This window comes from Paenibacillus paeoniae, from assembly GCF_003388735.1.
GTDB lineage: Bacteria > Bacillota > Bacilli > Paenibacillales > Paenibacillaceae > Pristimantibacillus > Pristimantibacillus paeoniae.
The window spans coordinates 190,651-204,432 of sequence record NZ_QUBQ01000002.1; the positions used below are offsets into that span (position 1 = coordinate 190,651).

Annotated in this window: 15 protein-coding genes; 2 read left to right on the forward strand and 13 right to left on the reverse strand. The window is 52.6% G+C overall.

The features are described 5' to 3' along the window. Positions 1-164 precede the first annotated feature (164 nt). Positions 165-1,313 carry a virulence factor gene (locus tag DX130_RS13395; RefSeq protein ID WP_116046227.1) on the forward strand — a complete coding sequence of 383 codons (1,149 nt, stop codon included), beginning with the start codon at positions 165-167 and terminating at the stop codon, positions 1,311-1,313. A 73-nt stretch (positions 1,314-1,386) separates the two neighbouring features. Here DX130_RS13395 and DX130_RS13400 read toward each other — a convergent pair whose 3' ends face one another. The 3 genes from DX130_RS13400 to mutY form a co-directional block, all read right to left on the reverse strand. Next, on the reverse strand, positions 1,387-2,574 hold the full coding sequence (locus DX130_RS13400; protein ID WP_116046229.1) for a transglutaminase domain-containing protein: 1,188 nt from the start codon (positions 2,572-2,574) through the stop codon (positions 1,387-1,389). Positions 2,575-2,706: 132 nt separating this feature from the next. After that, positions 2,707-3,342, reverse strand: coding sequence for a bifunctional 4-hydroxy-2-oxoglutarate aldolase/2-dehydro-3-deoxy-phosphogluconate aldolase (locus DX130_RS13405; RefSeq protein ID WP_116046230.1), 636 nt, complete (start codon positions 3,340-3,342; stop codon positions 2,707-2,709). A 23-nt stretch (positions 3,343-3,365) separates the two neighbouring features. After that, positions 3,366-4,571: an A/G-specific adenine glycosylase gene (mutY, locus tag DX130_RS13410; protein ID WP_116047168.1), complete on the reverse strand. Its 1,206-nt coding sequence runs from the start codon at positions 4,569-4,571 to the stop codon at positions 3,366-3,368. Between the two features lie 122 nt (positions 4,572-4,693). Here mutY and DX130_RS13415 point away from each other — a divergent pair, with 122 nt between their 5' ends. Continuing rightward, the gene (locus DX130_RS13415; RefSeq protein ID WP_240644497.1) at positions 4,694-5,050 is read left to right on the forward strand and encodes a c-type cytochrome; all 357 of its coding nucleotides are present in this window, start codon (positions 4,694-4,696) and stop codon (positions 5,048-5,050) included. 200 nt (positions 5,051-5,250) lie between these two features. On the opposite strand, the gene DX130_RS13420 is transcribed toward DX130_RS13415, so the two are convergent. From DX130_RS13420 to DX130_RS13460, 10 genes are all read right to left on the reverse strand, one after another. Next, complete coding sequence (locus DX130_RS13420) at positions 5,251-5,478, reverse strand: hypothetical protein (protein ID WP_116046232.1); 228 nt, start codon at positions 5,476-5,478, stop codon at positions 5,251-5,253. Positions 5,479-5,536: 58 nt separating this feature from the next. Beyond that, positions 5,537-5,935: a holo-ACP synthase gene (gene acpS, locus DX130_RS13425; protein WP_116046234.1), complete on the reverse strand. Its 399-nt coding sequence runs from the start codon at positions 5,933-5,935 to the stop codon at positions 5,537-5,539. A 53-nt stretch (positions 5,936-5,988) separates the two neighbouring features. After that, positions 5,989-8,109, reverse strand: coding sequence for a copper resistance CopC/CopD family protein (locus DX130_RS13430; RefSeq protein ID WP_116046235.1), 2,121 nt, complete (start codon positions 8,107-8,109; stop codon positions 5,989-5,991). Between the two features lie 3 nt (positions 8,110-8,112). Next, on the reverse strand, positions 8,113-9,177 hold the full coding sequence (locus DX130_RS13435; protein WP_116046237.1) for a DUF4198 domain-containing protein: 1,065 nt from the start codon (positions 9,175-9,177) through the stop codon (positions 8,113-8,115). 244 nt (positions 9,178-9,421) lie between these two features. After that, the gene (nadE, locus tag DX130_RS13440; RefSeq protein WP_116046238.1) at positions 9,422-10,231 is read right to left on the reverse strand and encodes an ammonia-dependent NAD(+) synthetase; all 810 of its coding nucleotides are present in this window, start codon (positions 10,229-10,231) and stop codon (positions 9,422-9,424) included. A 13-nt stretch (positions 10,232-10,244) separates the two neighbouring features. Continuing rightward, on the reverse strand, positions 10,245-10,679 hold the full coding sequence (locus DX130_RS13445) for a BrxA/BrxB family bacilliredoxin (RefSeq protein ID WP_116046240.1): 435 nt from the start codon (positions 10,677-10,679) through the stop codon (positions 10,245-10,247). A gap of 175 nt (positions 10,680-10,854) precedes the next feature. Next, a complete protein-coding gene (locus DX130_RS27435; RefSeq protein WP_420818525.1) occupies positions 10,855-11,031 on the reverse strand; it encodes a DUF3905 domain-containing protein in 177 nt (58 codons plus the stop codon). Further along, positions 11,015-11,155 carry a hypothetical protein gene (locus tag DX130_RS26470; protein WP_165861272.1) on the reverse strand — a complete coding sequence of 47 codons (141 nt, stop codon included), beginning with the start codon at positions 11,153-11,155 and terminating at the stop codon, positions 11,015-11,017. Before DX130_RS26470 ends, DX130_RS27435 begins: the two co-directional genes overlap by 17 nt. A 54-nt stretch (positions 11,156-11,209) precedes the next feature. Next, positions 11,210-12,889 (reverse strand): two-component system sensor histidine kinase NtrB, encoded by a 1,680-nt coding sequence (locus tag DX130_RS13455; RefSeq protein WP_116046241.1) that lies wholly within the window; start codon positions 12,887-12,889, stop codon positions 11,210-11,212. Between the two features lie 31 nt (positions 12,890-12,920). Beyond that, the gene (locus DX130_RS13460; protein ID WP_165861273.1) at positions 12,921-13,766 is read right to left on the reverse strand and encodes an alpha/beta hydrolase; all 846 of its coding nucleotides are present in this window, start codon (positions 13,764-13,766) and stop codon (positions 12,921-12,923) included. Positions 13,767-13,782 lie beyond the last annotated feature (16 nt).

Sequence of the window (13,782 nt, forward strand, 5' to 3'; positions counted from 1 at the left end):
AGGCATACAATGCAAATCATGACGAACGAAGCCATATTCTATCCAATGTACTCACGTTAGTCGCCGCAGGGTATCGGTTGCTGGGATTATCCGCAGCTATCATGGTATAGTAGAGTGGATGCATCGTACGTGCATATACCTATTCTTAAGGAGGTTTCGCTCAAATGAAACTGTTATCCATAGAACCAACGCCAAGTCCCAACTCCATGAAGCTGAATGTGGACGAGATGCTTCCCCGGGGCAGAAGGCTGACCTATAAAGTGTCAGAAGCCGATAACGCGCCAGAGCCGTTCAAAGCCCTGCTCGCTATCGAAGGTGTGCGAAGCTTGTTCCGTACTGCTGATTTCATCGCGCTGGACCGTAAGCCTGGAGCGGATTGGGCACGGATATTAGCCGATGCTCGGCAACTGCTGCAAGCAGAGGACGGCAACGCGTCGTCCACTGCTAGAGAAGGCATAGCTACAGGGTTTGGCGAAGCGCAAGTGCTCGTGCAGATGTTCCGCGGTATTCCGATCCAGGTCAGAGTACGGATGGATGATCGGGAAGTACGCTCCGCCCTGCCGCCGAAATTCACTGACGCCGTCAGCGCAACAGCGGGTTCCTCGATGATTCGAGAGCGCAAGCTGGAGGAATTCGGCGTTCGTTACGGGGAGCCGGAGGAGATTGCAGAAGAGATTGTACGTGAGCTTGAAGCGACCTACACGGAAGAGCGGCTCCATACGCTCATAGAGGCTTCGCTGCAAGCCGGCCCCGGCGAGCAGGAATCTACTGTCGCTCCAAGACCTGCGCCCCTATCGCTGGAAGAAGCGCTGGAGCAATTCAAGTCCGACAACTGGCAGGTCCGCTATGCGGCACTGGAGCGCTATGTAAGCGAGCCGGAGGGCATCCCGCTGCTTGGACAAGCGATTCGCGACGAGAATGCCTCGATCAAGCGGCTGGCCGTCATCTACTTGGGAGATCTCAAGACGCCTGAAGCGCTGTTGCTGCTGTTCGAAGCGCTGAAGGATTCCTCTTCCTCAGTAAGACGTACAGCCGGCGATACGCTGTCCGACATCGGCGATCCATCGGCAATCGGTCCGATGATAGAAGCGCTGAAGGACAAGAACAAGCTTGTCCGCTGGAGAGCGGCCCGCTTCCTATACGAGGCGGGTGATGAATCTGCCCTCGAGGCGCTTGAGCAAGCAGCGAAGGACAGTGAATTCGAAATTATGCTGCAAGCCCAGATTGCGCTGGAACGCATTCAGCGGGGTGAAGAAGCAGCCGGCTCCGTATGGCAGCAGATGACAGCTGCCCGCAATCAGGAATCGTCATAACGAAACAGAAGAGCCTGGGGATGAAGTATCGAATCACTTCTCTCGCAGGCTCTTTTATGATGCGGACATTCTTTTACGGGTAGTTCAAATGCAATTGAACAAGCAGTGAATCACCGCTGCCGAACTTCTCATAGCTTGCACGATATCCGACAGACACTCCGACACCTTCGAATGCCGCTTTCAGCTCAGCCGGGAAATTAGAGCCTTCCTCGTAGCGGAACTCCAGCTTGCCCTTCCGGGAAGATACGGCCGAGAGGATCTTCTCTCGCAGCTCGGCAGTATCTGCTACCGTATGCTCTTCATCAAGCCAGTGCAGCCCTATCGCAATTTTAAGCTTCTCATAACGATCAGCTTCAGTTCCGTCGCTTCCCTCCGCCAGCTCCTTCAGGGCATCGGCATAGCGGGTAGCAGCTTCCGGATACGTCCGGGTCCATTCATGATCGGCTCTAAGCTCCTCATCCGTCTTCAAATAATACGTATAGCGGATACGATCGTCTTTCGCGCCAACTGGATCATCCCACGTCAGATCAAGATGATACCATTGTCCGTCCAGCTCCACCATGTTCCAGGCGTGCTCTCCGGTATTCACCTTGCCCTCCGCAATTAATACCGGTATTCCCGCCTTCTCCAGCATTCGATAGCCAAGCAGAGAATAGCCCTGACATACCGCCTGGCCAAGCGAGATCGCATGATAGGCCGTATAGTAGCTGAGCGATTGATCATACTCCACGTTGGTGACGATCCAATCATGGATCGCTTTCACTTTCTCATGATTATTCATACCGGGTGTCAAGATAGCGTTAAGCGCATCCTCTACGGCTCTGTCTACCTGCGCCGTCTCTTCCGGCGATTCCCGATACTTCGCTTCCACCGTAATCGTAGATTTGTTGCCCCAGCTTCGAATCGTATATAAGTATGACTCCAATAAGTAAGCGGAGTAATCGTCATGCGTGAGGGCCGCTCTAATAATCGTAGTCATTTGGTCAGACAGCTCCGATTTGTCGCCCGTGTAAGAGGCTGAGAATCGCTCGTCCCGCTCCTTGAACCCTTTTGCCAGCTCAAGCTCCAGCTTCTCATAACGTCCAGGCTCCTCTACCTCTGCAACGGCCAGCTTGCCCGGTGCCTCGACCGTTCTCGCAGCGGGGGGCGGCTCCTGATCCGAGTCAGCATTGGTCGGGAACAAATTCAGTTTCAAATCCAAGCTGTACACAACAGCGACTACGATCGCAATAACCAGCAGCCTGACTGCTCCTTTACGCATAGGTTCCTCCTTCAATCTCTCATACGGCAATGAATGCCTGCGAATGATTAGAGCTTGCTCGCTTTCCTAACATCATATGTTCGTCCACGGAAATGATGCCAGCCCAGCAGCAAATGGATACTCTAGCACAGGCTAACTCAACTGGCTGACCGCATGAGTGAATGCGCGTGCTCGCTCGGCAACTTTAAGAAATTGGCCGTCCTTCACCCATTCCATATGGACCAGCTTGCTGCCAAGTCCGACTCCATTTGCCCCGGAGCGGAAGTATTCCGCAATATTGTCCAGATCGACTCCCCCGGTTGCAAGAATCGGCACTTCCTTGAGCGGACCGCGAATTTCTTTCAAATAGTTGATCCCCAGCGTGCCCATCGGGAATAGCTTGACCGCTTCCGCGCCAGCCTTCATCGCCTTTACGATTTCCGTAGGCGTCATGACGCCCGGCCAGACGGAGATGCCGCGTTCCAAGCCGAATGCGATCACTTCTTCATCCAGATTCGGCGAAATCAGAAATTGGGCTCCTGCTTGAACGGCCAGCTTGGCAGTATCCAGATCAATGACCGTCCCCGCTCCGACATATGCTTCACCGTCGAAACGCTCACGCCAGCGGTTGATCATCGCAGCCGCGCCGTCCGTATTCATTGTAATCTCCATCATCCGGATGCCGCCTTCCAGCAAGGCTCTGGCCGTATCATCAGCCTTATCATTCTCGATGCCCCGCAGAATCGCAACAATCTTATGCTTCAGCAATTCATTCAGCATGCCGCTCATCCCCATTCTACCCCTTTTCCAGCTTATGATTTCCTAATCCAATACTCATTCAACAGCTTCAAGAACAAATTAGGGAACGGAAGCTTGTCCATCTCTTCCCGTGCAATCCAGCGATAGCGTTCTTGCCGCTCATCCTCCAAGCCTGCAACGCCGGCTGCCGCCTCATCAGTCTGACCCCTTGTCAGATACAGCGCGGCGCTTTCTGCGGCGAGTTCACTGGCGACAATGCCCATATCGGCCGCATACACCCTCATCCGCCAGTGGATATGGCTGAAGATGTGGTCCGCATCCGCGAACCACCCTGTCGGGCGAATCAGCAAGCCGGCATCCGTCTCCAGCATCCGAATTGCAGCCTCAGCCAGCTCGCCCTGCTCCTTCGGCGCCGATTCCGCGAATAGCCCGCTCTTATCACCTTCCAGAAGCAAATGCGGCAGCTCCCACATCTGCGCCAGCAGACCGGTATCGGGACGCTGGCGAACGAGCACCTTGCCTGCGTGTTCAGCGACACCCTCGACAATAACCGCCAAGCGATATTCATGCCTAGGCGGCTTGGCTTTGGTCTTGATCGGAAGCTCCGTCTCGCGTCCCGCCATTCGCGCAGCGCAGTGCTCCATTACGGGACACGGCAAGCAGCTAGGCGACTTCGGCGTGCAGACGAGCGCACCAAGCTCCATCAGCGCCTGATTGAAATCTCCTGCCGCCCCTTCCGGGATGAGGCCTCCAGCGAGCTTCTCAATGCCTACTCTTGTAGACGGCTTCGCAATGTCATCTTCCAGACAGAAGTAACGAGAGAGCACCCTCATCACGTTGCCATCTACCGCAGGCTCCGGCCGATTAAAGGCAATGCTCATAATCGCCCCTGTCGTATAAGGTCCGACTCCTTTCAGGCTCGACACTGCATCCTTATCGTCTGGGATAATGCCCATATATCGCTCCATAACCATCTTCGCGCCCGCCTGCAAATTTCTCGCCCTGGAATAATAGCCGAGGCCTTCCCAACATTTCAGCACTTCTTCTTCCGGTGCTTCCGCCAATGCCTGAACAGTCGGGAAATTAGCCATGAATCGCTCGAAGTAAGGAATAACCGTATCGACCCTTGTCTGCTGCAGCATAATTTCGGATACCCATATCCGGTACGGGTCCTTATTCTGTCGCCACGGCAGGTCCCGATTGCCCCTTCTATACCAGGCCAGCAGCTCCTGACTAAAATATTGCTTCTCCACTTGCATTGTCATACTATCGTAATCCTTCCCGTCCTCGGAGTAGTTGTTTGTTCTCGCGCATTACTCTATTATACGGATTATACGCGTTTTTTCCTATGAATAACATGGAAGAGAAAGGAGGAATTCCTTTGATTGCATCTATACATAGCATCAGACTGGTTAAGGGATTTGCCATTCTTGCCTTGATGGCAGCATTGGTTGCGTGCGGCGGCAAGGCAGGAGGGAAGAAGGAGTCGGTACACTTGAAGGACGCTCCATCCAAGGTTGCTGCCGTCTACCAATCCCGCTGCCTGAACTGCCACGGCAATGATTTGCAAGGCCGTGTCGGCGCCAATACGAATTTGCAGCAGGTCGGCTCCCGTATGAGCTTCGAGGAAATTGCCGCCCAGATCGAGCAAGGAAAAGGACTTATGCCGGGCTTCGCTGATTCCTTGTCACAGAACGAAATCGACGGTCTGTCCGAATGGCTGGCTACCAAACAATAGAGCCCTATCGGAAGCGTTAATTGCTCTGACTAGCTACAAAGGGTGAACGAAGGTTGCTTTCTGATCAAGGCGATCATAAGCCGAAAAAAATGGCGGCTCCAGGAAGGAATATCATCCTGAACACCGCCATTTTTTATACGTTTTTCATGAAGTGAACCCTCTGCTTAAGCGAACCTTAAGGATAGCTCATATCTATTTGATCAATAACCGATATAATGCCCGTTGGACTTCGGAGACTTGTGGTCGTAGTGGACTGCGGGACCCGAGTAGAACCAATGGGTTTCCCCCATTTGAGGATGGGCCGGAAATAAGTCGCCTTGAACGAGCAGTAGGTCATCTCCCCAATCGTTGGAATACATTCCGTCATACTGGACCCACTGCCCTGTCTTGAACCGTCGTTTCGCGCTTTGCTGACGTCCTCTGTTCATTGCAATTCTCCTCTCGCCGCATATCTACTACTATTACATTCGCAGTATGGGCCAAAGGTTACAAATTTAACCGTTCCACAACGGCAAAAGCTGAAGCGACAGTGCGTTCATGCGTAATCGTTATATGAACGACGGTTCCCGACTCATGCAGCCCCAATCGACTCCATGAATCCGATGACAGCTTGCAGATTGGCTTGCCGGAAGCATCTCGGCCGATGTCGATATCTCCAAATCCAAGCTGAGCGCCGATGCCGCAGCCAAATGACTTCGAGACCGCTTCCTTTGCGGCGAACCGTCCCGCGACATACTGATGCAAACGCGTTCCTGTATACGCTGCACAAGCGTCCCGTTCGCCAGGAGTCAATATACGCTGCATGAACCGTTCTCCAAGCTTGCTCTCCAGCATTTCGGAGACTCGCGTTACATCCGTCAAATCATGCCCGATCCCTAATATCATGCCTGCGCCCCCTTTTTCCATGAAGGAGACATTAGCAGATGGCATTAAGGATGTCAAGGCGAAAGGCTCGTATCGCTGACCAGCTTCTCGTACATGAATGTTTCTCCGCTTTGATCCTTGAAGCGTACGAGTAGACGTCCGTCCTCAGTTGCGCTGAAATATACGCCTTCGGATTCGTACGTATATTTATTGAACCCTGGGAAGCCGAATGGATCCTTATCACCAGGCTGTTTCTCGACAGGAATGGCGATTGACTCAGCAGCAGCTCCAGTCTCCGGAACAAATTCCACCCGAAGCTCATCCGGTTCGCCTTGATCCTCCCGCAGCCATACATCCAGCTTCGCATGCTGAGCACCGCTCTGGCTTTCATTGACCCGAAGCCGAAGCGTCATGTGCGCATTCTCGCCCATCACATGCCAATAGATAGGCTCTCTAGCTGCATTCGGCGGCGAATAAGGCGGCGGAGACGTTGTCGATAACCAGCCGGCAACGACAATAAGCGCAATCGCAGCCGCAATTTCCGCGCGCACGCCCCATATAAGCGCCCGCTCGCCAGAAGCTTTGTTGCGCAGCAGCCTATGAACGGCTGCAATGCCAACAACGAGCAGAAGCAATACGATTTTGGCAAGAGCAAGCCTGCCGTAATCGCTGCCCCACAGCTGGGTCCAGGATGAGAGATGATCCAGCGTCAGCCATACTCCGCTAATTATAATGAGGACGATGCTAGGCAAAGCATACATCGCGAACTTGTCACCTGCGCGGAGCAAAGCTTCGCTTCCGGCAGGACGATAAGTGAGCATCCATAGGCCGGTCAATCCGCCGAACCAAAGGGCCGCCGTACCCATATGAACGGTATGAGCGATAATCGCAACCATCGCATCTTCAGCCGCTGCATAAGCATGACCCGTCAGCGGGAAGGTGATGATGATGCCAGCCGCAAGCAGCCATTTGACCGGATTGGCCCACACAGCCTCTCGCTTCGGCGCAAACGCAAGCAGCAAAATAATGATGGCAGCGGTCGGCCGCATGAAGGCGACCTTGCCTACCATAGTCTGCGATAAAATATCGTTCCAGGCAATGCCGCTGAACTGTGACGCCAGCATATCGATCCGGCTCCAGCCTGTCGCAATCCAGATAATCGCGGCTGCTGCAATAACGAATTGCTCCGCTCGAAGCGTGAAGCCAGCAGGAGGCTCGATGCTCTCTGATCTCCACAACGCATAACGGAAAAACAAAATACCTCCGGCTGCCATTGCAGCCAGCACCTCTGCAATACGCAGGAATACCATCAGAGAATGGCCTCCCGCATGGTTATGCTCCTCGTCGCTGCCCCCTGCACCCGTTGCCGTTGATCCACCGCTTTCACTTCCAGTCGGCGCCTCCGTCTCGCCTTCGATGACGCCGCTTGCTTCTTCAGCTCCGTCCACATCGTCTGTCGGTTCAGCATCCGCCGGGTCTGGCGCAAGACCGCTGCCTGTGTCAGTCTCTAACGTCTCGCTGCTTGCCGGCTCATCTGGCGAAGAGCCGTCCGTACCGTCAGGCTGCCCCGTTGGAAGGGCACCTTCGCTTGCATCCTGTGTCGGCGTTGACACCGGACTCGCCGAGCCGGCTGCCATTGATGGCTCCTGCTTAAGGGGGCCCTCCGGTGACGGAGTCACGGATGGCTTCGGCGTTACAGTAACGCCCGGTGAAGTCGTTGAACTCGTCGCTGATGGAGCCTGCGACGGTTTAGCAGTCGCAGACGGCTTGACGCTGCCGCCTGAGCCGCCATCCAGCGAAGCTGTATCATCAGGCGCCTTCGTCTCCAGCTCTACGCCGATAGAAAATGAATAGGAGCCGTCCGTCACATGTGTATCAAGAGACAACACCTGCCACTTGACCTTATACACGCCTTGCTCCAGCTTTGGTATCGTCAGAATAAGCGTCTGGTCGCCATCACTGCTGAGCGTCGTTCCCTTCACTTCACCGCCCGAGTCGTTCTGGAGTGTAATGGAGCTCATTTTGGTATCGATTTTTTCAGTAAATGTAAGCTTGATCTGAGATGGCGAGCTATCCAGAACCGCATTGGCCAGCGGGGAGGACTGATAAATATAGGCATGTGCCGAAACGAAGCTCGGCAGGCATGCCCATACCACCAGCAGAATAGCCAGTAAGGAATAACTTTTTTTCATCATGCGTTATTTCGTGTAAATCGCAACTGCGGCTCTGGATTCGCCAACGGCCGGGAAGTATTCCACGGTCGCGCCTGCCGCCTCTGCTATGGCGCGCAGTGCGCCAGCTTCCTGGGAAGCGTAGTTTGAATCGATAAAGTTGCGGATGAAGTCAGCGGATGCTTTCGTTACGCCCTTCTCCACTTTTACAGCGCCCTCCTGCGCGATTACTCCGTCAACATAAACATGCGGAGCACTGGAGGATGGCTTGCCCGGCAGCTTCGGCGATTCATTCTGGACAGTGAACGTCATGGTCGCCTCATAGCTCGTCTGATCGTATTCGCCTTCCTTGGCTTCCTTCGTTGCCGGCTTTGCGCGTACGAGATAGTAGTCTGCCGCGCCAGTCTTAAACGTTACAGTACCGTTCTTGTCCGTTACAAGCTGAGTCGGCTCGGAGTTGCTGCGGCGGATAACATCCACATTCGTGTCCGCCAATGGCTCGCCCTTCAGCAGCAATTGGATGGATACTTCTTCGCCAGCTGTCACGGCTGCCGGATTAAAGAGAGGGATCAGCTCTGCACGATCGGGGCTAACTTCCTTGGAAAAGCCTTGGAGTGCCTTCACGCGCTCAATGACTGGAATATCGCTCACCGCAACGAATGACTTCGCGCTCCGCAGCGTACGGCTGCCTACGCCGCCATGCTTGAAGACGCTGTCTCCTTCAACCGAAACGATATAAGCGCCCGGCGTATTCGACTTGAACGATGCTACAAAATAATTGTTGACCGCAGGCTCAGTCTCCGTAGCTGCTTCCCCTGTGTAGAATCTGGTTCCCGTAATATCGGACTTTACGCCGCCTGGCGTCGTAACGAACACCTTGGATGTATCGGTGCTCCATTGTCCTGCAATGCGATAGCTCTTGTGCTCATTGGAATGATTGCCAAGCATAAGTTCAACATAAGATACTTGCCCCGGCGCCACTATGGGCGAATTGGTCTGCGACCAGCCGTCATGGGCGAATACGGGTATTGCCGCGCTGACCGTCAATACGGCTGCCAGCAGCGCACCTGTCATTTTTTTGCGAATAGACATCCTAAATCAACCTCCATTATCATTTAATATTAACTTACATATTGTAACAAGGGTCGACCATATAGACATGACCCGAACGAGTCATATAAATGTGAACGAATTGTGAACGAACGTCTTTCCCTCCTTTTTTACGGCAAAAAAGTGGCATATCTTCTTGTAAGTCCTATAAACAAAGAAAAAGCTGCTCCTCAGCAACCAGTTACGGTTCCGGGGGACAGCTCTCTTCTATCGTGCTTTATTTCAATTAAATGCCTGGAATGAGCGACCGCTTATGCTCGGTTTTCAAATATTGCTTTTCAAGCTTCTCGCGTGCCTCTTGGGCAATCTCTTTGCCCTCCAGGTAGTCGCTGTTCTCATCGTACTTGATGCCAAGCTCGTCCTCGTCTGTTTGCCCTTCCCATAGACCGGCCGTCGGCGCTTTGTGCAGCACGCTGTCCGGCACTCCCAATTGGGCTGCTAAGAGCTTTACTTGACGTTTATTCAACGTACTTAATGGAGTAAGATCGACGGCTCCATCGCCCCACTTCGTATAGAAGCCGGTAACCGCTTCGGAAGCATGATCCGTTCCGACCACCAGCAAGTTCATATCGAAGGCGAGGGCATACTGCATGACCATACGAGTTCTCGCTTTGACGTTGCCTTTGCCTCCACGGCTAATATGCCGGTGAATGCCAAGCGACTTGAATCCATGCTCAACCTCAAGAGCAATTTCGTCTACGGCCTCGCCGATATTCGTCTCTACCTTATGCTTGAGGTCGAATGCTTCTGCTACAGCATAGCTGTCGGCAATATCGACTTGCTTGTCATAAGGCTGGAACACGCCAAGGGTCAAATAATCCTTGCCCGTCTCCGCACGAAGCTCATCGGTCGCACGCTTGCAAAGTCCCGCAGCGACTGCGCTGTCAATGCCGCCGCTGATGGCGATCAGCAGACCGGCCGCATTTGCGTCCAGCACATATTTCTTCAAGAAATCAACCCGCTTGCGAATTTCCGCTTCCGGATCAATCGCTGGCTGTACGCCGAGACGATTAATTATTTCCTCTTGTAGAGTCATCTGGCAGCTCCTATTAACCGCAATATTTGTTGAATGCGTCCGTCAAGTCTTCTGCAATATCAGCTGCGGAGCGATTCTCGATTTGATGACGTTCAATAAAATGAACCAGCTCTCCGTCCTTCATCAAAGCAATGGAAGGGGAAGACGGCGGGTATGGCGCAAAATATTCGCGTGCTTTGGCAGTAGCTTCCTTATCTTGACCGGCAAACACGGTATACAGATGGTTAGGCAGCTTCTCGTTCTGCAGAGCTTGAGCTACGCCTGGACGACATTGGCCTGCCGCGCATCCGCATACGGAATTGATAACGATCAGCGCCGTTCCTTCCGCGCCGGGTACATGCTCTTCTACTTCTTCTGCTGTGCGAAGCTCCTGAATTCCAAGCTTCGTCAGATCGTCACGCATCGGTTGGACCATATCCAACATATATCTTTCGAATGACATCGACATGCTAACACACTCCTTCAAAGGACTATTTTAAGCTATTATACCGTCCCTTACGAAAATAAAGCAACCGGAGTTGTTACTCCGATTGCTCCTTTCCCGGAGGCCTGTCCCCGAAGCATTGACCTCCACACCGCTAGCGGCATCATGCTTCGGATGAGAGAAGGTTTCTTGCTCCGGCTCAATGCCCCGCTCGAACCAATCCCGTTCTCCGAAGTGAGAAATCCGATGTCCTTAAGGGATGCAGCCATTGATCATCAGCTATAACGGCGGGATCGGCCTCTGTGCTCCATTGCTCCAGCGGCGAATTGGTGATTTCTATTACTGATCGCTCCTGTCCGTCAGGTAGACGGACGATTCGGACCGTTCAGCTTTTTGTCGATGCCCGCTTCGCCTTCAGCTCTATTCGACTTGGACTTATTGCTCGCCGCTTGAGCCTTCTGCTCGAGAGAGCTTCCATCTTCTTTTGCTCGATCAGTCATGCCAGTAGCCTCCTTGTGTGGATCGCGAATGACTGTACATCCGCTATTCTCCAATCAAGACTTAGAATGCCCGGCAGCAGCTTCCATTATGTTGAAGGTTACAATGAATGTGGTGCCATAGCCTTCCGATGTCTGAACATCGATTCTTCCGCCATGACGCTCGGCAATGCTCAGGCAAAGCGGCAGGCCTAGACCTGTCCCGCTAGTTTTCGTCGTAAAGAATGGCTCGAACATATGACTGATCTTGTCTTGTGGGATCCCGGCCCCATCATCCGATATGTAAATGCTGATCTCCTCGTCCCGGTAATCCGTTCTGATGCGGAGAACACCCTTCTCTTCCATAGCCTCCATACCGTTTCTTGCGATATTCAGCAGCATCTGCTTCATTTCACGAGCATTCAGCTTCATTAGCGGCATATCGTCGCACAATGATACTTCCAGCGACTGTCCGCGCAGGTTGGCGTCCGCATGAAGTAGCGGGGCAAGATCATTAATGGTCGTATTAATAGAGGCCAGCTCCATCTTGAGCTCGCGGTTTTGCGCCAGAGACAGAAAATCGTTAATAATCAGATTGGTGCGGTCCAGCTCTTCCATAATGATACGAAAGTAATCATGCTGGCTCTTGGGGCTTCGCTCCTGAATAAGCTGCACGAACCCGCGAATAACAGCCATGGGATTACGAATCTCATGCGTAATGCTTGCAGCCATCTGACCAACCAGACTAAGTCTATCCATTCTGCCGATCTCATCCCGCAACTGACTAAGCTCAGTCACGTCTTGTGCGATTAAAGCGGCTCCTGCCACTTCTTGATTGCATGTATCGCGCAATGTCACAGTCGTATATAACAACATTGCCCCTTCTTCCAGCTGGGGCACGGTCGTCGTCGAGTTCCCGCTCAAAGCCTGCTCCAGCAGCGGCATACAAGCATGGTCTTCACCCGTCTGAAACACATTGTCATACGGCTGTTTTTTCAAGTCTTCAACTGAAGTGAAGCTGTCCTTCATGCCCAGCAGCCTGAAGCTCTCCTCGTTCACGTGTGTAATGATGCCGGCGCGATCAACCATCATAACGGCAATCGGCGCTTTGTCAATGAACTGCTGTAATTTCTCCACTTCATTCCGGTAGCTTGCCGACAATTGAATGACCTTATCATGAAGCTGCTGCTTTTCCTTTACGCCTTCTATTATGTAAATAGACAACCAGACAGCCAGCAAGAGCCCCATCGCAGCTGTCAATACGTTAAGTGTAACGGTTGACGTCCAAGGAACACCGGCTTGATGCATGAAAAAGTAGATAATGGCCGCCAGTACCACTATCAAAATACTGACGATACCAACGCCGATCTTCTCCTTTTTGGCGGCTGCTGCCTTCTGAAAAGGAGCAATAAGGAATAACAGAATAATTAAAAAAAAGATCAAGTAAATAAGAATGCCGTACATTTCTTCCATATTATCCAAGGTTGTCACGCGCATCCCTGCATAAAGAAACGTAAGAGCTACCAATGCGCGATACCCACCGTACAATGAACCGACCACATACGGCACCACTCGGAAATCAATTTCATACTCACTAATAGATGATGTCGTCAGCAAGCACAAGATCATTGAGATGCCGCTTGTAGCAGTAATAAACAGTCTGAAGCCTCTCCAACCACGTTCTTTGTCATGCCAAAGCAGGAAGGCAAACACGGGTAGTACGGATAAAAAGAATTGGAGCAGCAAATCCTTCAGCACAAAAGGCCGTCCTCCTTCAAGAAGTAGTTAGTCAGTAATATGAAAGTCTTCGACGAACCCATTCGATGATAACATTTAACGTTTCCTTGCCATCAATATCATTGTGAAGCTCATGCAACCCGCCTTCTTTGGGGTACCATTCGCAGCTGTTGCCCAGATCGCTTGCCAGACGCCTGCTTGCTTCGAACGAAGTAATCCGGTCTCTGTCGCCGTGAAGAAGCAACAACGGCACATGAAGCTCCGTTCCATTTCTGAGCGCCCATTCGCCGGCAGATTGCACCTCCAGATAAGCTCTAGGCGTGATAGTCGTATGGTTGAGCGGATCTTCACCTATTGGCCGAATGCCTAGATCACTTGGCCTGAACAGATCCTCCGGCTTCAACCCCGTCGACATCGGCAAGGTCGGGAACAATTTCGCTACGCCTTTCCCTATCCATTCCTTAATAGCGGGCGGCTTGAAGGCGAGCTTGAGCCAGGGACTGGTCAAAATGAGTGCGGCAATGTCCGGCTTGCGACGAATCGCGCAATTCAGCGCAATATTACCGCCCATGCTATGTCCATATAATAGAATCGGGATATCAGGATGCCTCTCCCTGGCTTCCTCCATCACTCGCAGCGTGTCATCAATCGCCGCATCCATTGCGCTCATATGCCCGCGCTTTCCCTCCGATCGTCCATGTCCCTGCAAATCGTAGACGACAACGGCATATCCGGTCGCAGTCATCTGCTCGGCTGCATAACGGTAGCGCTCCCCATGCTCCCCATGTCCATGTACAATAAGAACAAGCGCCTGAGGCTTCCCTTTCTCTGGCAGCCATTCTCTGACATACAGTCCCTTCGCTTCCGTCCCAAGCACTTGCCATTCTTCGCGAAGCATAATGAATCGACCTCCT